The 25,647-nt window shown below is 70.7% G+C and carries 20 protein-coding genes and 1 pseudogene; 15 read left to right on the top strand and 6 right to left on the bottom strand.

Annotation, left to right across the window (positions count from 1 at the left end):
* Window positions 1–2 precede the first annotated feature (2 nt).
* Both ASG91_RS06410 and ASG91_RS06415 read left to right on the top strand, forming a co-directional pair.
* On the top strand, window positions 3–374 hold the full coding sequence (locus ASG91_RS06410; protein WP_056921739.1) for a DUF742 domain-containing protein: 372 nt from the start codon (window positions 3–5) through the stop codon (window positions 372–374).
* Complete coding sequence (locus ASG91_RS06415; protein WP_056921740.1) at window positions 355–939, top strand: ATP/GTP-binding protein; 585 nt, start codon at window positions 355–357, stop codon at window positions 937–939. The genes ASG91_RS06410 and ASG91_RS06415 overlap by 20 nt, the downstream gene beginning before the upstream one ends.
* A gap of 65 nt (window positions 940–1,004) precedes the next feature.
* On the opposite strand, the gene ASG91_RS06420 is transcribed toward ASG91_RS06415, so the two are convergent.
* From ASG91_RS06420 to ASG91_RS06430, 3 genes are read right to left on the bottom strand one after another with little or no spacing between them, the layout of a single operon-like run.
* On the bottom strand, window positions 1,005–2,456 hold the full coding sequence (locus ASG91_RS06420; RefSeq protein ID WP_235545447.1) for an LLM class flavin-dependent oxidoreductase: 1,452 nt from the start codon (window positions 2,454–2,456) through the stop codon (window positions 1,005–1,007).
* A 35-nt stretch (window positions 2,457–2,491) separates the two neighbouring features.
* On the bottom strand, window positions 2,492–2,884 hold the full coding sequence (locus ASG91_RS06425) for a VOC family protein (RefSeq protein ID WP_056921741.1): 393 nt from the start codon (window positions 2,882–2,884) through the stop codon (window positions 2,492–2,494).
* Window positions 2,885–2,905: 21 nt separating this feature from the next.
* On the bottom strand, window positions 2,906–3,757 hold the full coding sequence (locus tag ASG91_RS06430; RefSeq protein WP_056921742.1) for an alpha/beta fold hydrolase: 852 nt from the start codon (window positions 3,755–3,757) through the stop codon (window positions 2,906–2,908).
* Window positions 3,758–3,820: 63 nt separating this feature from the next.
* Between ASG91_RS06430 and ASG91_RS06435 the strand changes: the two genes are divergently transcribed.
* Complete coding sequence (locus tag ASG91_RS06435; RefSeq protein WP_056921743.1) at window positions 3,821–5,140, top strand: nitrate/nitrite transporter; 1,320 nt, start codon at window positions 3,821–3,823, stop codon at window positions 5,138–5,140.
* Window positions 5,141–5,511: 371 nt separating this feature from the next.
* Window positions 5,512–6,861, top strand: a complete 1,350-nt coding sequence (locus ASG91_RS06440; RefSeq protein ID WP_056921744.1) for an NlpC/P60 family protein — start codon at window positions 5,512–5,514, stop codon at window positions 6,859–6,861.
* A gap of 14 nt (window positions 6,862–6,875) precedes the next feature.
* Here ASG91_RS06440 and ASG91_RS06445 read toward each other — a convergent pair whose 3' ends face one another.
* Both ASG91_RS06445 and ASG91_RS06450 read right to left on the bottom strand, forming a co-directional pair.
* Window positions 6,876–8,054 carry a hypothetical protein gene (locus ASG91_RS06445; RefSeq protein WP_157606131.1) on the bottom strand — a complete coding sequence of 393 codons (1,179 nt, stop codon included), beginning with the start codon at window positions 8,052–8,054 and terminating at the stop codon, window positions 6,876–6,878.
* Window positions 8,055–8,301: 247 nt separating this feature from the next.
* Window positions 8,302–8,859, bottom strand: a complete 558-nt coding sequence (locus ASG91_RS06450) for an inorganic diphosphatase (protein ID WP_056921746.1) — start codon at window positions 8,857–8,859, stop codon at window positions 8,302–8,304.
* 109 nt (window positions 8,860–8,968) lie between these two features.
* Between ASG91_RS06450 and ASG91_RS06455 the strand changes: the two genes are divergently transcribed.
* The 10 genes from ASG91_RS06455 to ASG91_RS06500 all read left to right on the top strand — a co-directional run bounded on the left by ASG91_RS06455 (window position 8,969) and on the right by ASG91_RS06500 (window position 19,966).
* Window positions 8,969–10,408: a D-alanyl-D-alanine carboxypeptidase/D-alanyl-D-alanine-endopeptidase gene (locus ASG91_RS06455; protein ID WP_056921747.1), complete on the top strand. Its 1,440-nt coding sequence runs from the start codon at window positions 8,969–8,971 to the stop codon at window positions 10,406–10,408.
* A 14-nt stretch (window positions 10,409–10,422) separates the two neighbouring features.
* Window positions 10,423–11,496: a zinc-dependent metalloprotease gene (locus ASG91_RS06460; protein ID WP_056921842.1), complete on the top strand. Its 1,074-nt coding sequence runs from the start codon at window positions 10,423–10,425 to the stop codon at window positions 11,494–11,496.
* Window positions 11,497–11,498: 2 nt separating this feature from the next.
* Window positions 11,499–12,533, top strand: coding sequence for a tRNA lysidine(34) synthetase TilS (tilS, locus tag ASG91_RS06465; protein ID WP_056921748.1), 1,035 nt, complete (start codon window positions 11,499–11,501; stop codon window positions 12,531–12,533).
* Between the two features lie 53 nt (window positions 12,534–12,586).
* Window positions 12,587–13,123 (top strand): hypoxanthine phosphoribosyltransferase, encoded by a 537-nt coding sequence (gene hpt / locus ASG91_RS06470; protein ID WP_369820398.1) that lies wholly within the window; start codon window positions 12,587–12,589, stop codon window positions 13,121–13,123.
* Between the two features lie 154 nt (window positions 13,124–13,277).
* On the top strand, window positions 13,278–15,374 hold the full coding sequence (gene ftsH, locus ASG91_RS06475; RefSeq protein WP_056921750.1) for an ATP-dependent zinc metalloprotease FtsH: 2,097 nt from the start codon (window positions 13,278–13,280) through the stop codon (window positions 15,372–15,374).
* On the top strand, window positions 15,364–15,957 hold the full coding sequence (gene folE / locus ASG91_RS06480) for a GTP cyclohydrolase I FolE (protein WP_056921751.1): 594 nt from the start codon (window positions 15,364–15,366) through the stop codon (window positions 15,955–15,957). Before ftsH ends, folE begins: the two co-directional genes overlap by 11 nt.
* Window positions 15,954–17,675 (top strand): phosphatidylglycerol lysyltransferase domain-containing protein, encoded by a 1,722-nt coding sequence (locus ASG91_RS06485; RefSeq protein ID WP_056921752.1) that lies wholly within the window; start codon window positions 15,954–15,956, stop codon window positions 17,673–17,675. The genes folE and ASG91_RS06485 overlap by 4 nt, the downstream gene beginning before the upstream one ends.
* Window positions 17,676–17,740: 65 nt before the next feature.
* Complete coding sequence (gene folP, locus ASG91_RS06490; RefSeq protein WP_056921843.1) at window positions 17,741–18,586, top strand: dihydropteroate synthase; 846 nt, start codon at window positions 17,741–17,743, stop codon at window positions 18,584–18,586.
* Window positions 18,587–18,614: 28 nt separating this feature from the next.
* Window positions 18,615–19,499: a 2-amino-4-hydroxy-6-hydroxymethyldihydropteridine diphosphokinase gene (folK, locus tag ASG91_RS06495; RefSeq protein ID WP_056921753.1), complete on the top strand. Its 885-nt coding sequence runs from the start codon at window positions 18,615–18,617 to the stop codon at window positions 19,497–19,499.
* Window positions 19,496–19,966, top strand: a complete 471-nt coding sequence (locus ASG91_RS06500; RefSeq protein WP_162257509.1) for a DUF3180 domain-containing protein — start codon at window positions 19,496–19,498, stop codon at window positions 19,964–19,966. The genes folK and ASG91_RS06500 overlap by 4 nt, the downstream gene beginning before the upstream one ends.
* Before the next feature lie 54 nt (window positions 19,967–20,020).
* Here ASG91_RS06500 and ASG91_RS06505 read toward each other — a convergent pair whose 3' ends face one another.
* Complete coding sequence (locus ASG91_RS06505) at window positions 20,021–21,154, bottom strand: NADH-quinone oxidoreductase subunit D (RefSeq protein WP_056921844.1); 1,134 nt, start codon at window positions 21,152–21,154, stop codon at window positions 20,021–20,023.
* A gap of 295 nt (window positions 21,155–21,449) precedes the next feature.
* On the opposite strand from ASG91_RS06505, the pseudogene ASG91_RS06510 reads away from it, so the two are divergent.
* Window positions 21,450–25,647, top strand: a pseudogene (locus tag ASG91_RS06510) (DUF11 domain-containing protein); the annotation flags it as partial.

Here is a 25,647-nt window from a genome sequence, read left to right on the forward strand (position 1 = left end):
CCATGGCGCCAGACGGACGCGACGTGTCGGCAGGCCCCCGCCTGGTCCGGCCCTACGCGCTGACGTCAGGACGGACCGAGTCCGTGGTCGACCTCCCCATCGAGGCCACGTTCGAGGTGCTGCCGTCCGGCCGCTCCACGACCTGGCCCGAGGGCGACCTCTCCGGCCGGATCATCGAGCTCTGCGCGGCGACCGAGTCGGTGGCCGAGGTCTCGGCAAAGCTGCACATCCCGCTCGGCGTCGCTCGGGTTCTCCTGGGTGACCTGGTCACCGCGGGTCACCTGAAGACCCGCACGACCATCTCCGAAAACACGACATCCGACGAACGACGTGAACTGATTGAAAGGACACTCAGTGGACTACGCGCCCTCTAACCGCAGCAGCGCCTCGACGAAGATTGTCGTGGCCGGCGGCTTCGGCGTCGGCAAGACCACCTTCGTTGGTGCCGTCTCCGAGATCGACCCCCTGCGCACCGAGGCTCTCGTCACGAACGAGTCCGAGGGCCAGGACGACATCTCCAAGGTGCAGCAGAAGCACACCACCACGGTGGCGATGGACTTCGGCCGCATCACCCTGGCCGAGAACCTCGTGCTCTACCTCTTCGGCACCCCCGGCCAGCGTCGTTTCTGGTTCATGTGGGACGACCTGGTGAAGGGTGCCATCGGTGCCGTCGTGCTGGTCGACGTCCGTCGCCTCGACGACAGCTTCGCCGCCGTCGACTACTTCGAGGCCAAGGGCCTGCCGTTCATCGTCGCGCTCAACCAGTTCGACGGCTCGCAGGAGTTCGGCCCCGACGACATCAGGGAGGCACTGGCCATCCCGTCGCACATCCCCGTCATCGAGGTCGACGCCCGTGACCGCGAGTCCGCCAAGCAGGCGCTGGTGCGGATCACGGAGTTCGCCCTGACCCAGCTCACCGGGGTGAAGGCCTCGGCCTGACCCCACACCATCGACAGAGCCCGGCCGCCCATGGGGCTGCCGGGCTCCGTCGTGGGTGGGAGCGGTCAGCCCGGGTCGAGCACTGGCGCGAGGCGGGCGACGTCGTCCGGGCCTGCCAGGTCGGGCAGCCCGACGAACACCGTCTTGATCCCGAACTCGTCGGCGAGGCGGCGGTACCGGTCGCGGTGGCTCCTCGCCTCGCCGGCGTGGTGACGCCTGGCGAACGCTGCTGCTGCGGTCCGGCCCCGCAACCGTTCGACCCTGCGCCAGGTGTCGTCGCGGTCGGTCCCCACGACGGGGAGGTCGAGCACGGTCACGGCCACCTCCGCGGGGTCGCGGCCGACCTCCGCGCAGTGCGCCCGCAGCACGGCCAGCTTGTGGGCGAGCACGTCCTCGTTGCTGGGGAGGTTGCACGCGTCCGCCTGCGCGGCCGCGATCCGCAGCGTGCGCCGCTCCCCGGAGCCGCCCACGATCACCTGTGGTCGCCCCACGGGCCGCGGGTATGCCGTGGTCTCGGGCAGGGTGACGCGCGTCCCGGCATACGCCTTGGTGCCCTTGTCCCACAACGCGTGGAGCGTCTCGATGCACGACTCCAGCAGGTCGAGCCGTTCGGCGGCGGGCGGGAAGGGGAGGCCGAACGCCTGGTGCTCCCGCTCCCACCACCCCGCGCCGAGCCCGACGAAGGCCCGTCCACCCGACAGCACATCAAGGGTGGCAACGGTTTTCGCAATGATCCCCGGCGCACGGAAGGTCACCGGCGAGACCAGGGTCCCGAGCCGCAGGCGGGTGTCGAGCCCGGCGAGCATCCCCAGCGTCACCCAGGGTTCGGGGATCGGCTCCCACGCGCGGTCCACCTGGGGGATCTGGATCAGGTGGTCCATCAGCGCGATCCCGGCGAAGCCGTGCTCGTCCGCGGCGACTGCGATCGAGCGCAGCCAGCCGGCCGGATCGGCACCCCAGGGGAACCGGGACACCTGGAGCACGACCTCCGGCCAGGCCTGCTGTCGAACGCCGTGAGCCTCGCTCGCCGGGCGCGGTACCGGACCGTCCACGACGTCAGCGCCCTGAGCCGGAGCAGGGGAGTCCACGACGACACGCACCTCGTCCCAGCCTTCGTCGGCGACTGCCTCGCGGGCCCGTGCGAAGGCGGCGTGCTGCTGGGCCAGGACCCTCGCCGGCACCGGACGGTCGCGGGTGGCGTTGCGTTGGCGGGATACGGACTCCGGTGTCTCGAAGAGCACTGCGACGCAGGGCAGCCCGGCGATTCGCCCTTGCTCGCGCAGCCGGTCGCGCAGGTCCGGGTCGAGGCCGAGGGTGTCGACCACCACGGTGAGACCACGCCGGGCCCGGCCGGCCACGATCTGGTGGAGCAGGGCGAAGGCGTCGGCCGAGGCGTCGAGGTCGAACTCGCCACTGCCGACCACCGCCCGCAGGGCGTCTGACGACACCACCTCCTGCTGCCGGTAGTGCTGCGCCGCCCAGGTCGACTTGCCCGAACCGCTGGGCCCGACCAGCACGACCAGCGCGTGGTCGGGGAGGGGTGCCGCTGCGGTCAGCTCTCTGCCCTCGGGGCGTGGCTCACGAGCCCGACGAGGTTGTCCTCGCTGTCCCGGATGAACGCCATCCACTCATCGTGTCCCGCCGGTCCCAGGCTGTCGTCGGTGTGGCTGAAGATGATGTGCGGTTCGGCCTCGACGACCACGCCCTCAGCCCGGAGCTCCTCGATGCGGGTGGGGACGTCGTCCACCTTCAGGTAGAGCAGCGCGGAGCTGGCACCCTCCTCGAGCAGGAGCCTGGTGCCGCCGCCGAGGGCGAAGAACAGCAGCCCTGGCGGGTCGAAGCGGGCCAGCGGTGGTGCGCCGAGCAGGCGTTCGTAGAAGGCTGCCGCCCGGTCGAGGTCCTGCGCGTACTGGGCCACCTGCGCCAGGCCCGTGCCAGCGGTCATCACCCACCTCCTGGCGAGAATCTACTGCGGGAGGGTGCGTCGCCGCTCGAGGATCGCAGCCGCGACCTCGCCGGGGTGGGTCTCGGGGATCCAGTGACCCGCGTCGAGCTCGGTGAAGGTGTAGTCGGCCGCGACGTGGGCACGGGTCCGCTCGGCGGCCGCCCGCCCGAGCGCGGGGTCGTCCCGACCCCAGACGTACGCGGTGGGGGTGGATATCCGGCGTGCGATGGAATCACGGGAACCCTTGCGCCGCAAGGGAATTGCTCGATACCAAGCCAGGCCGCCACTGGCCGCGCCCGGCTCACGGAAGCGCGCGGCATACCTCTGCACGTGGTGCTCGGGCAGGCCGGAGCGGCGCAAGGCCGGCACCAGCCGGCGCCGCAGGACCAGCTCGGGGATGGTGGGGAGCTGGAACGCGGCGAGGTACCAGCTGCGCCGCGCCTGGTCGCCATGACGCATCGCCCAGGCGATGGCGTGGTGGTGCGGGGTGGACAGCACGGTCAGGCTGCGCAGCCGCTCGGGGTGACGCTCGGCGAAGGCCCACGCGACCGAGCCACCCCAGTCATGGCCGACCAGGTGGACCCGCGCGGTCCCGAGCTCGTCGAGCAGGGCGAGGACGTCGGCGACCAGCTCCTCCATCCGGTAGGCCCGGCGTCCACGAGGTCGCGCGCGGGGGGAGTAGCCGCGCTGGTCGAACGCCACGACCCGCAGGCCGGCCTCGACGAGCGCTGGAGTCACCTGCGACCACGTGTGGCGGTCCTGCGGCCAGCCGTGCAGGAGCAGCACCAGCTCTGACGAGGGGTCGCCCCGGTCGCGGTCTGCGTCGCTGTCGCTGACGTCGAAGACCAGGCCGTCTCGGGTGAACTCCTGCACCCCGCGAACCTACCCGGCGCTCACCCCGGCGGGACCGGACGTGGGGGTGCGGGACAATGGGGCGTGACCAAGCCCGCCCCCCAGTTCCCCCTCGGTGGTCGGCGGGCCTGGATCGTCTATGCCGCGTCGGTGTCGGTCTACGTGCTGGCGGTGTTCCACCGCAGCTCGCTCGGCGTGGCCGGCCTGCTCGCGAGCGAACGGTTCGACATCGCGGCCACCCAGCTGTCGGTGTTCACCATGGTGCAGCTGCTCGTCTACGCCGCCATGCAGATCCCGGTGGGGGCGTTGCTCGACCGCTTCGGGTCCAAACGGCTGCTGCTGTGCGGCGTCACCCTGATGACGGTGGCCCAGCTGGGGTTCGCGTATGCCGACTCGTTCGCCATCGGCATCCTGGCGCGGGTCTTCGTCGGGATCGGCGACGCCATGATCTTCATCCCGCTGCTGCGGATCGTGGCCCTGTGGTTCCCGCCGCTACGCATCCCGATGGTGTCCCAGCTGACCGGCCTCCTCGGCCAGCTGGGTGCCCTGGTCGCGGCCACGCCGCTGGTCTACGCGCTGCACACCTGGGGCTGGACGCCGTCCTACCGGGGAGCCGCCCTGTTCGGAGTCGCCCTCGCCGCGATCGTCCTGGTCGTCGTGCGGGACTCCCCGAACCCCGACCACGAGCTCGACCAGATCAAGGTCCGGGCCCTGGCCCGGAGCGTCCGGGCCGCCTGGCGCACGCCCGGCACCAGGCTCGGCCTCTGGTCGCACTTCTCCGCGCAGTTCGGTGCGACGGTGTTCGCCCTGCTGTGGGGCTATCCGTTCCTCGTTGCGGGACAAGGACTTTCGCCATCCACTGCCGGCACCTTGCTGATGCTGATGACGGTGACGACGGTGGTGTCGAGCCCACTGATCGGTGGGTTCGTGACGAAGTACCCGTTCTCGCGCTCGACCCTCATCCTCGGCATCGTCTTCGCCATCATGTCGGTCTGGGCGGTGGTGCTGCTGTGGCCGGGGCGGGCGCCGCTGCCGCTGCTGGTGGTGCTCGTCGTCATCACGGCGGTCGGGGGCCCGGGTTCGCTGGTCGGCTTCGACCTGGCCAGGACCTTCAACCCCCCGACCCGGCTCGGGAGCGCCACCGGCATCGTCAACGTCGGCGGCTTCCTGGCCTCGCTGTCCACCGTGACGCTGATCGGCATCATCCTCGACCGGGTCGCGCCGGGCGGTCCGAGCACCTACGACGTGGACACCTTCCGGGCTGCGATGTCGGTCCAGTACCTCGTCTGGGGGGCCGGCGTCGTGCAGATCCTGCGTTACCGGCGCAAGACCCGGCGGGGGCTGCGCGAGAGCGATCCGGAGGCCTACGAGGCGCTTCGCTCGGGCGAGTCCATCACCCCCTGACGCCGGCTCCCGCGCCGGGTCGAGGGGCACCCGCCGGGAATTCGTCGCCGAGGCACCTCCACCGAGCCGGAAACCGGGTCAAACCGACGACTGGGCGGAATCGGCCAAACCTGCTCCTCAGGTGCTCTCACCTGCGAAAACGCCGATTTCGTTACCGATTCGAGACCATTGCTGGACACCTGATCGAAGCAGCGTCGTTACCTGCTGAAAGACATTGGTGTAACTCCGGTAATCACAAGGATGTCATTTCCCGGAACGGCCTGTAAGGCGTGGGATTTGTGTGACCAAAGGGTTTTGAGTGAAACGGCGGCTCTAGTCTCGTCCGGCTGTCACCTACTCACCCCGGACACCCACTCGAGAGGCATCCCCCAGTGCCGAAGGCCCTCCCCGCACGCCGCGCGTTGCGCACCGGCGCGACGCTGTCGATGGTCGGCGTCCTCGCGGTGTCCCTCTCGCTCTCGGCAGCTGCTGACCCGGTGTACCCGTCGAAGTCCCAGGTGGACCGGGCCAAGACCGCGGTCGCGACCACGAGCGGCCGGATCGCCAGCCTCGACGCGCAGTACGTGGCCGCCAGCGCCCGGCTCGCCCAGGTGCAGGACCGGGCCGCAGCGGCCGCGGAGGCCTACAACGGGGCCCGCTACGAGCTCGACCAGCGCTCGGCCGAGACGACCGCCGCCAAGAAGCGCGCGGCCCAGGCCCAGGACGTCGCGGACTCGGCCGGCCTGCAGGTGCGCCGCTACGCCGCCAGCGTCTACCAGCAGGGCGGCAACCTCGGTGAGCTCGAGGCCTACCTGTCGAGCACCGGTCCGCAGGACCTGATGGACCGCGCCACCGCCCTGGAGGCCGTGAGCGACGCCCGCGCGCAGAGCCTCCAGAAGGCCGACGCCGCCTCGATCGTGGCCGACACGATGCGTCAGCAGGCCGCGCAGGCCGAGGCCGCGCAGGCCAAGGCCGCCCAGGCCGCGGAGGCGGCCCGCAACGCCGCCCAGTCGCAGGCCGACGAGGCGAAGTCAGCAGCAGCCCAGATCCAGAAGCAGCAGAGCTCGCTCACCGCGCAGCTGGCCACCCTCCGCAAGACGTCGGTCACCCTGGAGCGGCAGCGCCAGGACGGGCTGGCCGCCGCCGCTGCGGCGCGCGCTGCCGCCGCCGAGGCCGCCCGGCAGGCCCGGCTCGCCGCCGAGCGCGCACAGGCCGCCAAGACTGCCGCCGCCAAGCGCGCCGCCCGCGCCGCGGCCGCCCGCGCGGCGGAGGAGGCGGCGCGCCAGAAGGCCGCTGCCGAGGCTGCCGAGGCGGCCGCCTCGCAGAACAAGCCGCGTCCCCAGCCCCAGCCGGAGAACCCGCCGCCCCCGCCGCCCTCGACCAACGGTGGTGTGTCCGCGGTCCTCGCGTACGCCCGCGCCCAGATCGGCAAGCCCTACCAGTGGGGCGGCGACGGCCCGAACAGCTTCGACTGCTCCGGCCTCACGATGCGCGCCTGGCAGCGGGCCGGGGTGAACCTGTCGCACTACACCGGTGCCCAGTGGGGTGAGACCGCCCGCGTCGCGATCAGCGACCTGCGACCCGGCGACCTCGTCTTCTACGGCAGCTCGGGTGCTGACAGCCACCACGTCGGCCTCTACGTCGGCAGTGGCCAGATGATCGAGGCGCCCTACACCGGCGCCAACGTCCGCTACGCCTCGATCTACCGCTCGGACCTGGTGCCCTACGGCGGCCGCCCCTAGGGGACGTGCAGGCTTCAGGCCGCGGTGACCGTCGAGTCAGCCACGAGAACCCCACCGGTCCGCGTCGTCTTCGGCTTGCCGGTCCAGTTGCCGCCCATGCCCATCAGGGTCGAGACGTGCGCCTGGCCGCCGGACACCGCCACGACGGGGACCGACTCGGCCGTGGCGGTGGCCCGGTTGACCCAGGTGTGGGTGAGCAGGCACACCCCGCCCGTGACCATGACCAGGGCGGTGTCCTGCTGGTCGGTGAAGTCGCTGGGGCGTGCCATCCCGAAGTTGAGGCGGGTGTTCGTGAACGACACGCCCCCACCCTTGACGACGATCAGCGCGCCCATGGCCGGGTCGCCGGCGTTCTGGCCCTCGATCACGCAATCGGAGAACGCGAGCCCGCCCTGTTGCGACGCCGTCCCCTCGACGAGGACCCCGCGGGATCCCCCTCGCGCCGTCAGGTAGAGGTGCTTGACGCTGGACTTGGCCACGTTGGAGAAGCGCATGAGGTACTTGCCGCCGTTGGCTCCGGCCCAGCCGTAGTTCATCGACGACGGGACGAACCAGTTGTCCGAGCCGCGCAGGGAGAACTGGGTGTCCTGCACGCCGACGAGGGTCCAGTCGCCGGCCCACGTGTTGAGGGTCGCCGAGAACGGGTCGGCTGGGGTGCCGAGGACGTGCTTGAAGCCGAAGAAGGTGAGCGTGTCGAGGCGCGTCGCGTAGGACGTCCCCGCGCTGAAGGGGTGGTGGTAGAACTGCGTGACCCCGTTGGAGGACAGGAAGCAGATCCCGGCGACCGTGACGTCGTAGGTGGTCGCGGTCCCCACGAGCCACGCGCTGGCGCCGGAGCCACAGTTGAGGGTGACGGTGCACTGCGGCAGGGCGCCGTTGCTCCCGCCGATCTCGGGGTTCTGCCAGCCGATGTTGGGCCCCAGGATCCGCAGGCCGCTGAAGGTCGTGCGGGTCAGGCTGAAGGTGTGGCTCCGCGCCGCGAGCCGGATAGGCCTGCGTGGGGTGGAGGCCTTGGCGGCGGCGAGGGTGGCCGTGAGCTTCTGGTCGTCGGTGCCCGCATAGGAGTCGAGGAGGATCTCGTCGCCGGCGGACGCGACTGCTGCGCCCGACGGCGAGGCCCCTGCGAGCGTGACGCCGGTCGTGACGAGGGCGCCGACGCCCATCCGCCTGAGGACTGCCCTGCGAGTGGACATGGCGGTCTCCTTCAGCCCACGTGGGGCGCTGTCTGGTGACGGTGTGCCTGCGGCACCGGGGGAACATCACCATGAAGACGCGCGTCGTGCTCGCCGCGTTACGCGGGCGGCTCTCTGCGAGGGTGAGCTCGTCACGAAACTCGTGGTGTAGCAATGACTTTGACCTGAGCAACGCACCGAACCCCCAGGTCGACGCGAGGTCGTCTGGGGGCTCGGGTATGCCGCGTGCGCGCCGCAGCGCGAAGGGTCAGTCGGTGGGGGGCTTGGCCTCGGACATCGGCTCCGCGGAGACGTCGGGCATGCGCCAGCGAGCGGTCGTCATGCCGGCCTCCTTGGCGCGCTGGATCGCCTCGCGCACCACGCGCTCGGCCTCCTCGCGGCCCGCCCAGTGGGCGCCCTCGACGGACTTGCCGGGCTCGAGGTCCTTGTACGTCTCGAAGAAGTGCTGGATCTCGAGCCGGTCGAAGCTGCTCACCTGCTCGAGGTCGACGAGGTGGGCCTGACGCGGGTCACCGGCCGGCACGCAGAGGATCTTGTCGTCGCCGCCGGCCTCGTCGCGCATGTGGAACATCCCGATCGGGCGGACCCGCACCAGGCAGCCGGGGAAGGTGGGCTCCTCCAGGAGCACCAGGGCGTCGAGCGGGTCGCTGTCCTCGCCGAGGCTGTCCTCGACGTAGCCGTAGTCGGCGGGGTAGCGGGTGGAGGTGAACAGCAGGCGGTCCAGCCGGATGCGGCCGGTCTCGTGGTCCACCTCGTACTTGTTGCGATGACCCTTCGGGATCTCGATGGTGACGTCGAACTCCACGACGATGTCCCTTCCGTAGTGCGATGCCTGGGCTTGGTGCGCGTGCCTGATGACCTAGGCTCGCGGCTAAGTGTTCCGTATGACGCAAGTCCAGCGCTGAGGGGGTCGAGTGCGTCGATTCCTGGCCGCCCTGCTGGCCGTCGTCCTCCTCGCCGTCGCGTACGCCGCGTTGGACGTCTTCGACGTCGTCCCGGGGATCCTCACCAGGGCGCAGCCGCAGGCGGCTGCCACCACACCCACGCCGACCGGCACCGCGACGCCCACCACCGTGGCGGTCCCCACCGTCGACCCCGCTGCCCAGCCGCTCCAGCCCGCCTCGGCCAGCGCCCCCATCCCCACCCCCGCCGGGCTGGCGACGGTCCTCGCGCCGGTGGTCGCCGACCCGGCACTGCGTCCCGGGCCCGGAGTCGTCGTCCGCGACGCCTTCACCGGTCAGACCTTGTTCACCAAGGCCGCCACCACCCCGCGGGTGCCAGCCTCGACCGCCAAGCTGCTCACCGCGCTGGCGGTCGGGACCACGCTCGACCCGCTGTCGACCCTCCCCACCAGGGTGGTCCAGGGGACCCAGCCCGGCGAGGTGGTCCTGGTCGCCGGCGGCGACACGATGCTGGCCAGGGGCAAGGGCTCACCCACTGCCGTCGAGGGACGGGCCGGGCTCGGCGACCTCGCCGCCCAGGTCGGAGCCGCCCTGCAGGCCTCCGGCACGACCAAGGTCACGCTGCGGCTGGACACCACCTACGCCAAGGGAGCCCGCTGGGCGCCCGGCTGGAGCCAGGCCGACGTCAACGCCGGCTTCACCGGTGGCGTGTCCATGCTCGGCCTCGCCGGCCAGCGGGCGATTCCCTACCGTCCGGCGCCGCGGGACCCGGAGGCGGTCACCGGTGCGGCGTTCGTGGCCGCGCTCGGCAAGGTCGGCATCAGCGCGACGCTGACCCGCGAGAGCACCTGGTCGACGCCCGTGCCGGCCGGCGCCGCCGAGCTGGGGCGGGTGGAGTCCGCGCCCGTGGGTGACCTGCTCGCGCTGGCTCTCGACGAGAGCGACAACGCGCTCACCGAGGGCCTGGCCCGCCAGGCCGCGGTGAAGGAGGGGAGCGCGGCCACGTTCGCCGCGGCGGTCGCCTTCGTGCGGAAGGCGGTCCAGGCCCAGGGTGTGGACCTCACCGGGGTGCGGCTCAAGGACACCAGCGGGCTGACCGCGGGTCAGGCGATCCCGCCCCAGGTGCTGTCCGACGTGCTCCAGCTGGGGGCCGACGGCTCGGTGCCCGCGCTGCAGGACACGCTCTCGAGGCTCCCGGTGGCGGGGCTGACCGGCACGCTCGCCACCCGGTTCCAGACGAAGAACACCCACGCCGTGGCCGGGCTCGCCCGGGCCAAGACCGGCACCCTCACCGGGACCAGTGCGATGGCCGGCACGGTGATGGATGCCGACGGCCGGGTGCTGTCCTACGTCGTGCTGGCCGACGGACTCCCGGGAGGCGCCGGAACCCTCGACGCACGGGCCGCGTTGGACCGCTTCGTGGCGGTGCTCGCGACCTGCGGGTGTCCCTGACCTACCGTGAGGGGATGACCGTGTCCGACGCCGCAGCACCGCACGTCACCCGCTATGTCGACTGGCAGTTCGCCAAGTCCACCGGCGCCCGGCTCGTCCCGGCCGGACCGAAGGTGACCGGGGCGGAGGCCGCCGAGGTCGTCGCCTCGGTGCGCGCAGCGGCGCTGGCCGCGCAGCAGCCGGTCGCCGAGACCGCCCGGCTGCACGCGCCCGGAGATGCCCCGGGTCCCGTGGTCGTCGACCGCCGCACCTGGATCTCGCTCAACGCCGACTCGATGTCGGCGCTGATGGACCCGGTGTTCGGCAAGCTCGTCGACGCGCAGAAGTCCGTGCCCAACCAGACCGTGCAGGCGATCGGCGGCAAGGTCACCGGCGGCGAGGCGGGGGCATTGCTGGCGTTCATGTCCAGCAAGGTCCTCGGTCAGTACGACCTCGCCCCCGGCGGCACACCCCAGCTCATGCTGGTCGCCCCCAACCTGGTCCAGGTCGAGCGCGAGCTCAAGGTCGACCCGGCCGACTTCCGCCTCTGGGTCTGCATGCACGAGGAGACCCACCGCGTGCAGTTCACTGCCGTGCCGTGGCTGCGCGACCACATGATCGACCGGGTGCGCACGCTGGCGTCCGACATGGTGCCCGACGCCGAGTCGCTGCAGGAGACCCTGTCGCGACTCGGCAAGCAGCTGCCGGAGTCGCTCAGGAGTGGCGGTGCGGGACTCACCGACCTGATCGCGACGCCCGAGCAGCGCGCCCAGCTCGCCGAGGTCACCGCCGTCATGTCCCTGCTGGAGGGTCACGCCGACGTCGTCATGGACGAGGTCGGGCCGCAGGTGATCCCCTCCGTCGCGCAGATCCGCAGCCGCTTCAACGAGCGCCGCAAGGGTGTGGGTGCGTTCGACCGGGTGCTGCGCCGACTGCTCGGCCTCGAGGCCAAGATGCGGCAGTACCGCGACGGCGCCGTCTTCGTCCGCTCGGTGGTCGACCAGGTCGGCATGGACGGCTTCAACCGGGTCTGGGAGTCGCCCGAGACGCTGCCCAAGCCGACCGAGATCGAGACGCCGTCGGCCTGGGTCGCCCGGGTCCACGGCTGACCGTGACCGGTCCCCACCCGGCGACCGCGGCGATCCGGCTCACCGTCCGCGCGGTCCTTGGCGAGTGCGACCCGGGCGACCTCGCCCTGGTGGCCTGCAGCGGGGGAGCGGACTCACTCGCGCTCGCGGCCGCCGTGGCGTTCGAGGCGTCGAAGCTCGCCGTCCGGGCCGGTGCCGTCGTCGTCGACCACGGCCTCGATCCTCGCTCCGCGGCCGTGGCCGAGCGGGCCGGCGGGCAGTGCTCGGCTCTGGGGCTGGCGCCGGTGGGCACCGTCCGGGTCGAGGTCGACGCCGGTGCGGACGGGCTCGAGTCGGCCGCTCGCGACGCCCGGTACGCAGCGCTCACCGCTGCCGCGGACCTGCACGGGGCCCGGCTGGTGCTGCTCGGCCACACCCTCGACGACCAGGCGGAGCAGGTGCTCCTCGGCCTCGCCCGTGGCTCCGGGGCCCGCTCCCTCGCCGGTATGCCGCGGGCTCGCGGCCGCTTCCGACGTCCCCTCCTGGGCGTGACGAGGGAGCAGACCAGGGCGTCCTGCGTGGCCGAGGGGCTGACGTGGTGGGACGACCCGATGAACGACGACCCCGCGTTCACCAGGGTCCGGGCCCGTCGGGCGCTGGTCGACCTCGAGCGCGACCTCGGACCGGGGGTCGCCGCCGCGCTGGCCCGCACTGCCGACCAGCTGAGGGAGGACGCCGACCACCTCGATGCGCTCGCCGACGCGGCCCTCTCCCGGTTCGATGTGAACTCGCCGGAGATCCCCGGCGGGTTCACATCGAACCGGCCGGAGGGTGCCGGGGTGTGGGTGGCGGTCGATGCGATGCTCGCGCTGGCCCGACCCGTGCGCACCCGGGTGTGGCGTCGGCTCGTCGTCGCCGCCGGAGCGCCGGCCGGACAGGTGAGCACGCGGCATACCGAGGCGTGCGACGCACTGCTCACGGACTGGCACGGACAGGGCCCGGTGAGCCTCCCGGGACCACTGCAGGCCACCCGCTCGGACGGCCGGGTATCCATCGGCACACCCGCTCGGGTTGAATAGCCCCGCACCCCGAGCCGACAACTGAGGGAGTTTGAGCCGTGGACGCTGCCCACATGGGAGCCGATCTCGAGAAGGTCCTCATCACCGAGGAGGAGATCCTCGCCAGGCTCGACGAGCTGGCCACGGAGATCTGGGCGGAGTACGACGGCAAGGACCTCCTGCTGGTGGGGGTGCTCAAGGGCGCCGTCATGGTGATGGCCGACCTGTCGCGCGCGCTGCCCGGCACGGCCCCCGTCGACTGGATGGCGGTGTCGTCCTACGGCTCCGGCACCAAGTCGTCCGGTGTGGTGCGCATCCTCAAGGACCTCGACACCGACATCACCGGCAAGCACGTGCTGATCGTCGAGGACATCGTCGACTCCGGGCTCACGCTGTCGTGGATCAAGTCCAACCTCGAGTCGCGCTCCCCGGCCTCGGTGGAGATCTGCACCCTGCTGCGCAAGCCCGAGGCGGCCAAGGTCGAGATCGACGTGAAATGGGTCGGATTCGACATCCCCAACGAGTTCGTCGTGGGCTACGGCCTCGACTACGCGGAGAAGTTCCGCAACCTGCGCGAAGTGGGGACCCTCGCGCCCCACGTCTACGCCTGAGGCGTAGCCGGAACACCGGGCCCATCCGGGTCGTTGTCCAGCACGAACCACCCCGGTACCGCGTAGTACCGTCGTGGCAGAGCCGTGCCCAGGCCGGGCACGGCACAGAGCGTGAGCGAGCAGGAGGAACGGGGCGGCCAGCCCCGCTACACACATGGATTTCAAGCGCATCCTTCGGGCACCCCTGTTCTGGGTCATCGCCGTCATCGCGATCACGCTGATGGTCTTCAGCCTGAGCGACGCAGGTGGCTACACGCGGATCGACACCTCCGCGGCGCAGCAGCTCATCGCCGAGAAGAAGGTGGAGCGGGCGGTCGTCACCAACAACGAGATCGTCGACCTCGACCTGAAGAAGGGCGAGACCTACTCCGACGGCAAGAACGTCAAGAACGCCACCAAGGTGCGCACGGAGTACGTCGAGGCGGCCGGTCCGACCTTCATCAAGCTGCTCGAGGACAACACCCCGCCCGGCCGCATCAACCAGGTCAACAAGGACACCAACCCGCTGCTCTCGCTGCTCGGCTCGCTCCTGCCGATCATCATCCTGCTGGGGCTGTTCTGGTTCCTCATGACGCAGATGCAGGGCGGCGGCTCCCGCGTCATGCAGTTCGGCAAGTCCAAGGCCAAGCTCGCCACCAAGGACACCCCGAAGGTCACCTTCGCCGACGTCGCCGGCGCTGACGAGGCCGTCGAGGAGCTCCACGAGATCAAGGAGTTCCTGGCCGAGCCGGCCAAGTTCCTGGCGGTCGGCGCCAAGATCCCCAAGGGCGTCCTGCTCTACGGCCCTCCCGGCACCGGCAAGACCCTGCTCGCGCGCGCCGTCGCCGGCGAGGCGGGCGTGCCGTTCTACTCGATCTCCGGCTCGGACTTCGTCGAGATGTTCGTCGGCGTGGGTGCGTCCCGGGTGCGTGACCTGTTCGAGCAGGCCAAGGCCAACGCCCCCGCCATCGTCTTCGTCGACGAGATCGACGCCGTCGGCCGGCACCGTGGTGCGGGTCTCGGCGGTGGCCACGACGAGCGCGAGCAGACCCTCAACCAGCTGCTGGTCGAGATGGACGGCTTCGACGTCAAGACCAACGTCATCCTCATCGCGGCGACCAACCGCCCCGACATCCTCGACCCGGCGCTGCTGCGCCCCGGCCGGTTCGACCGCCAGATCGCGGTCGAGGCGCCCGACATGATCGGTCGCCACCGGATCCTCGAGGTGCACTCGCAGGGCAAGCCGATGGCCACCGGTGTCGACCTGCTCGCCGTCGCCCGCCGCACGCCCGGCTTCACCGGCGCCGACCTGGCCAACGTCCTCAACGAGGCGGCCCTGCTCACTGCGCGCAGCGACGGCAAGCTCATCGACGACGCCGCGCTCGACGAGGCCATCGACCGGGTGATCGCCGGCCCGCAGAAGCGCACCCGCATCATGTCGGCCAAGGAGCGCAAGATCACGGCCTACCACGAGGGCGGCCACGCCATCGTCGCCGCGGCGATGAACCACCTCGACCCGGTGACGAAGGTGACGATCCTGCCCCGCGGTCGGGCCCTCGGCTACACGATGGTGATGCCGACCGACGACAAGTACTCCACGACCCGCAACGAGATCCTCGACCAGCTGTCCTACGCCATGGGCGGGCGCGTCGCGGAGGAGGTCGTCTTCCACGACCCCACCACCGGTGCCTCCAACGACATCGAGAAGGCCACCGGCATGGCCCGCAAGATGGTCACCGAGTTCGGGATGAGCGAGCGGATCGGCGCGATCAAGCTGGGCCAGCCGCAGGGCGAGGTGTTCCTCGGCCGCGACATGGGCCACCAGCGCGACTACTCCGAGGAGGTCGCCGGGGTCGTCGACGAGGAGGTGCGCAAGCTCATCGACGCGGCGCACGACGAGGCGTGGCACGTCATCAACGACAACCGCGACATCCTCGACAAGCTCGTCCTCGACCTGCTCGAGCACGAGACCCTCAACGCCAAGGAGCTCGCGACGATCTTCGCCCCGATCCGCAAGCGGCCGCTCCGCCCGACCTGGCTGTCGAGCGAGACCCGGTTCCTGTCCGACCAGCCCCCCGTGCTCACGCCGGCGGAGAAGGCCGCGCAGAACGGCTCAGCGGCGCCGCTGGAGGCCGCGGGCACCGACCGCGCCACCGCCGAGGCGATCGACAAGGCTGCCGAGGCGGGTGCGATGAAGGCTCCGGAGGAGCACCCGCCCACCCAGGTGATCGAGATCCCCGAGGGTGGCCAGGTCGATCCGAATGCCCACTGAGCGCGGGAGGCACGTGGTCGACCAGGCCCGTGCCGAGGCTGCGGTGCGTGAGCTGCTGATCGCCATCGGTGAGGACCCCGACCGTGACGGGCTCACCGAGACGCCGGCCCGGGTCGCCCGCGCCTACGGCGAGTTCTTCGCGGGGTTGTCCCTCGATGCGGCGGAGGTCCTCTCCAAGACGTTCGAGATCGACCACGAGGAGATGATCCTGGTGCGCGACATCGAGGTCTACTCGATGTGCGAGCACCACCTCGTCCCCTTCCACGGGGTCGCCCACGTGGGCTACATCCCCGCCAAGGACGGCCGGGTCACCGGGCTGTCCAAGATCGCCCGGCTCGTGGAGATGTACGCCCGTCGGCCCCAGGTGCAGGAGCGGCTCACGACGCAGGTCGCGGACGCTCTGTGCACCCACCTGGGCGCCCAAGGGGTCATCGTGATCGTCGAGTGCGAGCACCTGTGCATGTCGATGCGCGGCATCCGCAAGCCCGGGTCGCGCACCATCACGTCGGCGGTCCGCGGGCAGCTGCGGGACGCAGCCACCCGGGCCGAGGCGATGGCGCTGCTCCTGGGTGGCAAGCGGTGACCGGACGCGATCTCGCGCGCCCCACCACCCCCAAGCTCCCCGGCATACTCACGGCCTCGCGGGCGCCACGGCTGCTCGGCACCCTGACCTATGTCGTCGGCACCCTCGACCTGCTGACCGGCCTGCTGCACTCCTGGCGGGTGCACCTGCACGGGCTCACCGAGGTGCTGCCCGGCGCGCTCTCCGACGCGGCAGCGGCGGCCACCGTCGTCTCCGGCATCTTCCTCATCGTGCTCGGCCACTCGCTCAAGCGACGCAAGCGGCGGGCCTGGCGGGCGGCGGTCGCGCTGCTGACCCTGTCCGTGGTCCTGCACGCCATCAAGACCGAACCGGCCTCGGCCCTCATCTCCCTGGTGGGGCTGGGCCTGCTCGTGCGGCACCGGGCGGAGTTCCGGGCGCTCGGCGACCCGACGACGAGGTGGCGGGCGGTGCGGGCGTTCGTGCTGCTCCTGGTCGTCTCCGTCGTCATCGGCGGCTTCGTGCTGTGGCTCAACCGCCGCGACCTCGTGGGTGGCTTCCCGGGCCTGGGCGACCTGGTTCAGGAGCTCGGGCTCGGGATGGTCGGCCTGGACGGACCGGTCGAGTTCAGTCAGGACCGGGCGGCAGACATCGTGGGGTTCCTGCTGCTGGGGCTCGGGCTGATGACGCTCCTGACGCCCGTCTACCTCGCCCTGCGCCCGCCCGAGCCGAGGCCCTCGCTGACCGACGCCGACGAGGTGGCGCTGCGACGGCTGGTCGGGTTGCACGGCGACTCGCTCGCCTACTTCAACACCCGCCGCGACAAGTCGGTGGTCTGGTCCGCGTCGGGCAAGTCGGCCGTCGCCTACCGCGTCGTCTCGGGCGTGATGCTCGCCAGCGGCGACCCCGTCGGCGACCCCGAGGCGTGGCCGGGCGCGATCCAGGCCTTCCTGGCCGAGGCCCGCGCGCACGCCTGGACCCCCGCCGTCCTCGGCTGCTCCGAGCACGCCGGGACCATCTGGGTGCGCGAGACCGGCTTCACCGCCCTCGAGCTCGGCGACGAGGCCGTCGTCGACGCCTCCGCCTTCACCCTCGCTGGTCGTCCCATGCGCAACGTGCGCCAGATGGTCGGCCGCGTCGCGCGGGCCGGGTATGCCGTGGAGGTGTGCCGCGTCCGCGACGTCACCGCCGAGGTGCGTGACAAGGCCCTCGCCGACGCGGCGGCCTGGCGGTCCAGCGCCACCGAGCGTGGGTTCTCGATGGCGCTCGGCCGGCTGCTCGAGGAGAGCGATCCCGAGTGCGTCTTCGTGGCAGCACGGCAGGATGGGGTCGTGCGCGCGTTCCTGCAGTTCGTCCCCTGGGGCCCCGACGGCATGTCGCTCGACGTCATGCGTCGCGACGCGACGGCCGACGCAGGCGTCAACGAGCTGATGATCACCGAGACCCTCGCGGCGGCCCCGGGGCTCGGCGTGCAGCGGGTCTCGCTCAACTTCGCGGCGTTCCGCTCCGTGCTCGAGCGCGGCGGCAAGCTCGGTGCCGGGCCGGTGCTCAAGGCCTGGCGGCGGGTGCTGCTCTTCGCGTCGCGGTGGCTGCAGATCGAGAGCCTCTACCGGTTCAACGCCAAGTTCCAGCCGCAGTGGCAGCCCCGGTTCCTGGTCTACCCGTCGGGGTCCGACCTGCCCCGGGTCGGGCTGGCGGCGCTGGAGGCCGAGGCGTTCCTGACCTGGCCCAAGCTGGGTCGCCTCGGGGGTGGCGCGTGACCGTCGCACCGGGTGCCAGCGCCTTCGAGTGGCCCCTTCGCCGCGCCGACGGGCTCCCGGTCGTCATGGGCGTGGTCAACGTGACCCCCGACTCCTTCAGCGACGGCGGCCAGTGGTTCGAGCCCGCGGCGGCGATCGAGCACGGCCGCGAGCTGCTGGCCCAGGGCGCAGACATCCTCGACGTGGGCGGCGAGTCGACCCGTCCCGGGGCCGAGCGACCGACGGTGGCCGAGGAGCTCCGTCGGGTGCTGCCGGTCGTGTCGGCGCTCGCCGACGAAGGTGCGCTCGTCTCGGTCGACACGATGCGCGCCGAGGTTGCGGCGCAAGCCCTGCGGGCCGGTGCCGCGATCGTCAACGACGTCAGCGGTGGCCTCGCAGACGAGGGCATGGTCGGCGTCGTGGCAGGCGCCGGTGCTCCGTTCGTCGCGATGCACTGGCGGGGGCACAGCGCCGACATGCAGTCCAAGGCGGTCTATGACGACGTGGTCGCAGACGTGGTGTCCGAGCTCTCCGAGCGGGCGCGGGAGCTCGTCGCAGCGGGTCTGGAGCCCAGCCGGATCGTGCTCGACCCCGGGTTCGGGTTCGCCAAGCTGACCGCCCACAACTGGTCCCTGCTGCGCGGTCTCGACCGGCTGCTCGAGCTCGGCCACCCCCTCCTCGTCGGCACGTCGCGCAAGACCTTCCTCGGCCGGGTGGGTGTCGCGCCCGGTGGCGACCCGCGGCCTCCGCTCGACCGCGACGTGGTCACCGCTGCCACGTCCATGCACGCGGCCCGTCTGGGAGCGTGGGGCGTGCGCGTGCACCACGTGCCCTCGACCCTCGATGCGATGCGGGTCGCCCAGGCCATCGAGTCGGCCGACGGGTCGGCCGGCGGGTCGGCCGATGGGTCGGCCGGCGAGGGTGCCCCGTGACGACCGCAACCAGGACAGAGGGGCAGCAGTGACCGACCAGATCGTGCTCAAGGGCATTTCGGCCAAGGGCTACCACGGCGTGCTCGACTTCGAGAAGCGCGACGGGCAGGTGTTCGTCGTCGACGTCACCATGCACGTCGACCTCGCTCCCGCCGGCGCCAGCGACGACCTCGCCGACACCGTCAACTACGCCGAGGTCGCCGGTGACGTCGTGGCGCTGATCGAGGGCGACCCGCTCGACCTCATCGAGGCGCTCGCCTCGCGGATCGCCGACCGGGTGCTGGCCAGGCCGCTCGTCGAAGCGGTCGAGGTCGTGGTGCACAAGCCGGAGGCCCCGGTGGGGCACCCGTTCACCGACGTGCAGGTCCGGGTGACGAGGGAGCGGCAGTCCCACGTGGTCATCGCGATGGGCTCCAACGTCGGCGACTCGGTCGAGACCCTCCACGACGCCGCGATCTCTCTCTACGGCCTGATCGACATCATCGAGGTCTCGGCCCCCGTCGAGACCGACCCCGTCGGTGGACCCGAGCAGCCGGTCTTCCTCAACGCGGTGGTGACGGGCACGACCCACCTGGCGCCCTCGTCGCTGCTGGCCGGGCTGCACGACATCGAGCGGGCCCACGGACGCACCCGCGAGGTGCACTGGGGCCCGCGGACGCTCGACCTCGACCTGATCCAGTACGGCGACCCGGTCTTCGACACCGACGTCGTGATGGACAGCCCCACGCTCACCCTGCCCCACCCTCGGGCGCACGAGCGCGGCTTCGTGCTGGTGCCGTGGCTGCGGGCGGACAGCGAGGCCGTGCTGCGCGTCGAGGGCCAGGTCCGCCGGGTCGCCGACCTCGTCAGCGGCATGGACGTGTCCGGCGTCCGGCCCGGACCCGACGTCGACCTCCTGGAGGGCCCGTGGTGAACGACGGCCGCGGCCTGCGCTGGTCACAGCTCGCGGCGCTCGCCCTCGTGGTCGGCCTGCTCTCCTGGATCGGCTGGCGGTTCTACCTCAACGCGGGGCACCTCCTCGGACCGGCCTCATGGGTCTCCTCGGTGCTGATCGTCGCCATGGCGATCCTGGTCATCGGGGCCGGGCTGCCGGTGCGCCGCTTCCTGCGGGGCGAGGCCCGCAAGACGCTCAGCCCGATCCGCGCCGCCCGCACGCTGGTGCTCGCCCAGGCGGCCGCACTGACGGGGTCGGCCGTGCTGGGCTGGTATGCCGCACAGGTGGCGCATGCCCTGGCCGATGTCGACCTGCCCGGCTACCGCGCGCTGCTGTGGCGGCTGCTCGCCCTCACCGCTTCGTCGCTGGTGCTCGCGGGTGCCGGCATGCTCACCCAGCGGATGTGCCGCGTCGACCCACCGAACGACTCCGCCGGTTCGAGGTAATCCGCTACCGGATCCGGGTCGGCGAATACCTCGACCCGTCTGGTGACTGCACCCCTACTTGTCGACGTCGCCGACCACGAAGAACATCGAGCCGAGGATCGCGACCATGTCGGCGATGAGGTTGCCGGGCAGCACCTCCGCCAGCACCGCCACGTTGTTGAACGACGCGGAGCGCAGCTTGAGCCGCCACGGGGTCTTCTCCCCGCGGGACACCAGGTAGTAGCCGTTGAAGCCCAGCGGGTTCTCGGTCGCGGTGTAGAGGTCGCCCTCGGGGACCTTGAGCACCTTGGGGAGCTTGACGTTCACCGGGCCCTGCGGGAGCGTCCGCAACCGGTCGAGGCAGGCCTCGGCGAGGTCGAGGCTGACGTGCACCTGCTCGAGCAGCACCTCCAGGCGCGCCAGGCAGTCGCCGGCCGTGCGGGTCACCACTCGACCGGGACCGCTGTCCGCGAACAGCTCGCCATAAGCGAGGTAGGGCTCGTCGCGCCGGAGGTCCATGTCGACCCCCGCCGCACGCGCGATGGGACCCGAAACCCCATACGCCGCAATGGTTTCCGGCGTCACGATGCCGACGCCGCGCGTCCGCGCCTCGAGGATCTCGTTGCCGACGATCAGCGCCTCGAGGTCGGGGAGCCGCCCACGGACTGCCTGTACGGCATACGCGACGCGGTCGAGCCAGCCGGCTGGGAGGTCCTCCTTCAGCCCGCCGACGCGGTTGAACATGTAGTGCATCCGCCCGCCGGACGCCTCCTCCATGACCGCTTGGAGCTCCTCGCGCTCGCGGAACGCGTAGAAGATCGGCGTGATGGCGCCGAGCTCGAGCGGGTAGGAGCCCAGGAACATCAGGTGGTTGAGGACCCGGTTGAGCTCGGCCAGCAGCGTGCGCGCCCAGACGGCCCGCTCGGGCACCTCCATGCCCAGCATCCGCTCGACGCCGAGCACCACGCCCAGCTCGGATGAGAACGCCGACAGCCAGTCGTGCCGGTTGGCCAGGACGATGATCTGGCGGTAGTCGCGGACCTCGAACAGCTTCTCGGCACCGCGGTGCATGTAGCCGACGATGGGCTCGGCCGAGACGATCCGCTCCCCGTCGACCACGATCCGCAGCCGCAGGACGCCGTGCGTCGCGGGGTGCTGCGGACCGATGTTGAGCACCATGTCGGCGGTGGCCAGGCCGCCTGCGCCCATGCCGACGGTGAGCTCGCGCCGGCCTTCCGTCGTGGTCACCCCGTCAGTCTGCCGTATGCCGCGTGGCGAGGAACGGGCGCCGAAAAGTTTCTCACCGAGGTCGCGTCATCTTTGCGCGACTGACCCGTCTCTCACTTGGGCCGGCTGTCACGGCTCGCCATCCATTGCGCCATCCGTGCTGGCGCGATCGTCCTGGAGGTCTCGCGTGCCGCGTTCCCACTCTGCGCATCATCACTCTCGGCTCTTCCGTTGGGGGACTGATGGCCGGTTCTCGCTGATCAGCGCTCTGGTTGCGATGGCCCTGGTCTTCAGTGGGGTTGCGATCGCCACGGCGAGCAGCGCCAGCGCCGCAACGACGGGGCTCGGGACGCTGACGAAGACTGGCAAGGACCTGACCAACGGCAGCACGGCCGTGGCGGGCGGGGCTTCGGGGACCGCCAACCCCGGCGACACCCTCCAGTGGGTGCTCAACTACTCCAACACGCAGAGCACGTCGGTGAACGCGAACATCACCGACCCGATCACCGGTGACCAGGCCTACGTCCCCGGCTCGCTCCAGGTCCCGCCGGGCATGACGGGGCAGTACTCCACCAACGGAGGTGCCAGCTACACCACGACGCAGCCCGCGTCCGGGGTCAACGCCGTGGGCGCGACAGGCAGCGTCGGGCCGGGGACGACCGGAGCGACGAGCCCGTTCGGCGCCCCGACCTCGAGCTTCAAGACCAGCACGACAGGTGGCGACGGCTGGCAGGCTCTGACCTACAACGGCAACGTCTACCTCAACCACCACCACTTCACGCCGAGCGCGGGAGGCGGCGCTGGCCGCCAGCTCGACTGCTACAACCTGATCTCGGGTGCACAGTGTCCGGGTTTCTCTGGCGGAGGCGGCAACATCCAGTCCACGTCGGGTAGCTCCCCCTGCACCACCAACGGATGCGGCGACCTGGTCACCGGCACCTACAACTGGAGCTACCTGGATCCGGCTACCGGGAAGATCTGGTTCGCGGCCTCGATCAGCGGAACCAAGACCTACGGCATGGCATGCTTCGACACCACGACGAATACCTCGTGTGGGTTCTACCTCAACTACACCAACGGCACGAGCAACGCCGGCGGCGGGATCTACACCACCAACAACGTGGGCCTGGGGATCATCGGCAGCAAGCTCTACTTCCTCGACTCCTCCGGCTTCCTCGACTGCTTCGATGTCACCACGAAGGCGGCTTGCACGCCGCCCTCCTTCCAGCTGTTCCCGTGGAGCCAGGGAACCACGTCGTTGGCGTTCCTCGGATACAGCGGCAACGTCCAGACCTTCGGCTCGTCGACGTACGTCTGGGCGACGACGTTCAACCCGGCGGACGGCAGCGTCTACCTCGGCTGTTACAACACGGTGACCAACTCGGCGTGCTTCACGCCGATCAAGACGACCGTCTCCAGCGGCGGAAGTGCGGCGATGGCGCCGGTGCTCAACAGCTCCGGGAGCGTGACCGGCGCCTGCCTCCAAACGGCGCCCGGGACGGCGAACGCCTGGACATGCTGGAACACCTCCGGACAGGTGATGAGCCAGTCCTACCCGCAGCAGGCGAGCGGCTGGGTCGGATACCTCAACAACAGCTCCGCAGGCCCCGGCGGCGTGTATGTGAGCGGGACCAAGGTCTTCATGGCCTACAACAACCAAAGCACCGCAGTCACGACCTACACCTGCTGGGACTGGTCACTCAATGGTGGGTCGGGTGGGTCTTGTTCTGGGTTCACCAACCCGACCTCGACCACGCTGAACGGCGGCACACCGATCGGTGTCTCGGCCTACACGATCAGCTCGGTGAGCAGCTTCCCGGGGTGCCTCGTCGAGGACGGCGACGCCGGTGTCCTGCAGTTCTTCAATGAGAAGACTGGTGCCCCCTGTACAACCTCAACGGGAAGCGTGAGCGTCAGGCCCGCTGCCTACTACTGTGATGGCGGCTCGAACCACGTCACCGGGTGGAAGAACTTCACCATCAGCGGTCTCACGTCGAGCCAGTACACGGGCGCGACCTTCACCGTGTCCGACGCGAACGGGAACCCGTTGCCCGGCTTTACCGGCGTCACCCTGAGCAACACCCAACAAGTCGTCGACCTCTCCTCCATCCCCTATTCCGGGACGACGACCTCGCTGACGGTATCGGTCAAGCTTCTGAATGCCGACGCAACGGCGAAGCCGACCGTGACCCTCAACTACAACGGCGACCCGATGCAGGTCTGCTTCAAGACGACGGTGCCCAAGACCTGTGTCACGACCGGAACCACCGCACCCGACGTGGCGAACGCGGTGACGACCATTCCCGGGGGGGCCACCGACGGGCCGATCGGCGTCTCATCCGGCACCGCTACCTTCACGATCGCCTCTCCGGCCTCCGCCTGCTCGCTGGCGTTCACGAAAACGGCTGACAAGTCGATGTACGGACCAGGGGATACCGTCACGTACACCGTCGCGGTGAAGAACACCGGAACGGCGGACTGGACCTCCTCCAACCCGGCCACCTTCACGGACGACCTCACGAACGTCCTCGCCAACGCGACGTACAACAGCAACGCGACGGCATCGAGCGGCACCGTTTCCTACACGGCCCCCGTGCTCAGCTGGAGTGGGGCGCTCGCTGCTGGGGCGACGGCGACGATCACCTACTCGGTGACGGTGAAGAGCACGGCGACCTCGACGTCCGCCCCGTTGACCAACACGATCGTGTCCTCGAATCCGAACACGAACTGTGCTACTGGCTCGACGGACCCCAAGTGCACGGTGACCGTGCCGCCGGCGAGTCCGGGCCTGTCGCTGGTGAAGTCGGCAGCGCTGACCACGGATGCAAACAATGACGGCAAGGCCGGCGTCGGTGACCGGATCACGTTCAGCTTCGTGGTGAAGAACACCGGCACGATCACGTTGCACAACATCACGGTCGCGGACCAGCTGGTCGCCCCCGCCGGTCCCGCGGTGACGGTGACCTGCCCGGCCGGTGACCTGGCACCGGGTGCGTCGGTGACCTGTACGAGCTCGGTGTACACGGTGACGCAGGCGGATGTGGATGCCGGGTCGGTCGCGAACACGGCGACCGCGCACGGCCTGACCCCGGGTGGCACTGACGTGCCGTCTAACCCCTCGGGCACCACCACCCCGACCCCGACAGGCACGGGCCTGTCCCTGGTGAAGTCCGCGGCTCTGACCACGGATGCGAACAACGACGGCAAGGCCGGGGTGGGTGACCGGATCACGTTCTCGTTCCTCGTGAAGAACACCGGCACGATCACGTTGCACAACATCACCGTCGCGGACCAGCTGGTCGCCCCGGCCGGTCCCGCGGTGACGGTGACCTGCCCGTCGGGGAACCTGGCCCCGGGCGCCTCGGTCACGTGCACCAGCTCGGCCTACACGGTGACCCAGTCTGACGTCGACGCTGGTTCGGTGGCGAACACCGCGACCGCCCATGGCCTGACCCCGGGTGGCACGGACGTGCCGTCGAACCCGTCCGGCACGACGACGCCGACGCCCACCTCGACGGGTCTGACGTTGGTGAAGTCCGCGGCTCTGACCACGGATGCGAACAACGATGGCAAGGCCGGCGTGGCTGACCGGATCACGTTCAGCTTCGTGGTGAAGAACACCGGCACGATCACGCTGCACAACGTGACGGTGGCGGACCAGCTGGTCGCCCCAGCGGGTCCTTCGGTGACGGTCACCTGCCCCACCGGCGACCTGGCCCCCGGCGCCAGCCTGACCTGCACCTCCAGCGCCTACACGGTGACGCAGGCTGATGTGGATGCCGGGTCGGTGGCCAACACCGCGACCGCCCATGGCCTGACGCCTGGTGGGACGGATGTGCCGTCGAACCCGTCCGGCACGACGACGCCGACGCCCACCTCGACGGGTCTGACGTTGGTGAAGTCCGCGGCCCTGACCACGGATGCGAACAACGATGGCAAGGCCGGCGTGGCTGACGAGATCACGTTCAGCTTCGTGGTGAAGAACACCGGCACCGTGACCCTGCACAACATCACGGTGGCGGACCAGCTCGTCGCCCCGGCCGGTCCGGCCGTCACGGTGACCTGCCCCACCGGTGACCTCGCGCCGGGTGCGAGCCTGACCTGCACCTCCAGCGCCTACACGGTGACGCAGGCCGACGTCGACGCCGGGTCGGTGGCCAACACCGCGACCGCGCACGGCCTGACGCCTGGTGGGACGGATGTGCCGTCGAACCAGTCCCAGACGACGACTCCGACCCCGACGTCGACCGGCTTGTCGCTGGTGAAGTCCGCGGCCCTGACCACGGATGCGAACAATGACGCCAAGGCCGGCGTCGGTGACCAGATCACCTTCAGCTTCGTGGTGAAGAACACCGGCACCGTGACCCTGCACAACATCACGGTGGCGGACCAGCTCGTCGCCCCGGCCGGTCCGGCCGTCACGGTGACCTGCCCCACCGGTGACCTCGCGCCGGGTGCGAGCCTGACCTGCACCT

The sequence above is a fragment of the Phycicoccus sp. Soil802 genome (assembly GCF_001429605.1).
Taxonomy (GTDB): Bacteria; Actinomycetota; Actinomycetes; order Actinomycetales; family Dermatophilaceae; genus Pedococcus.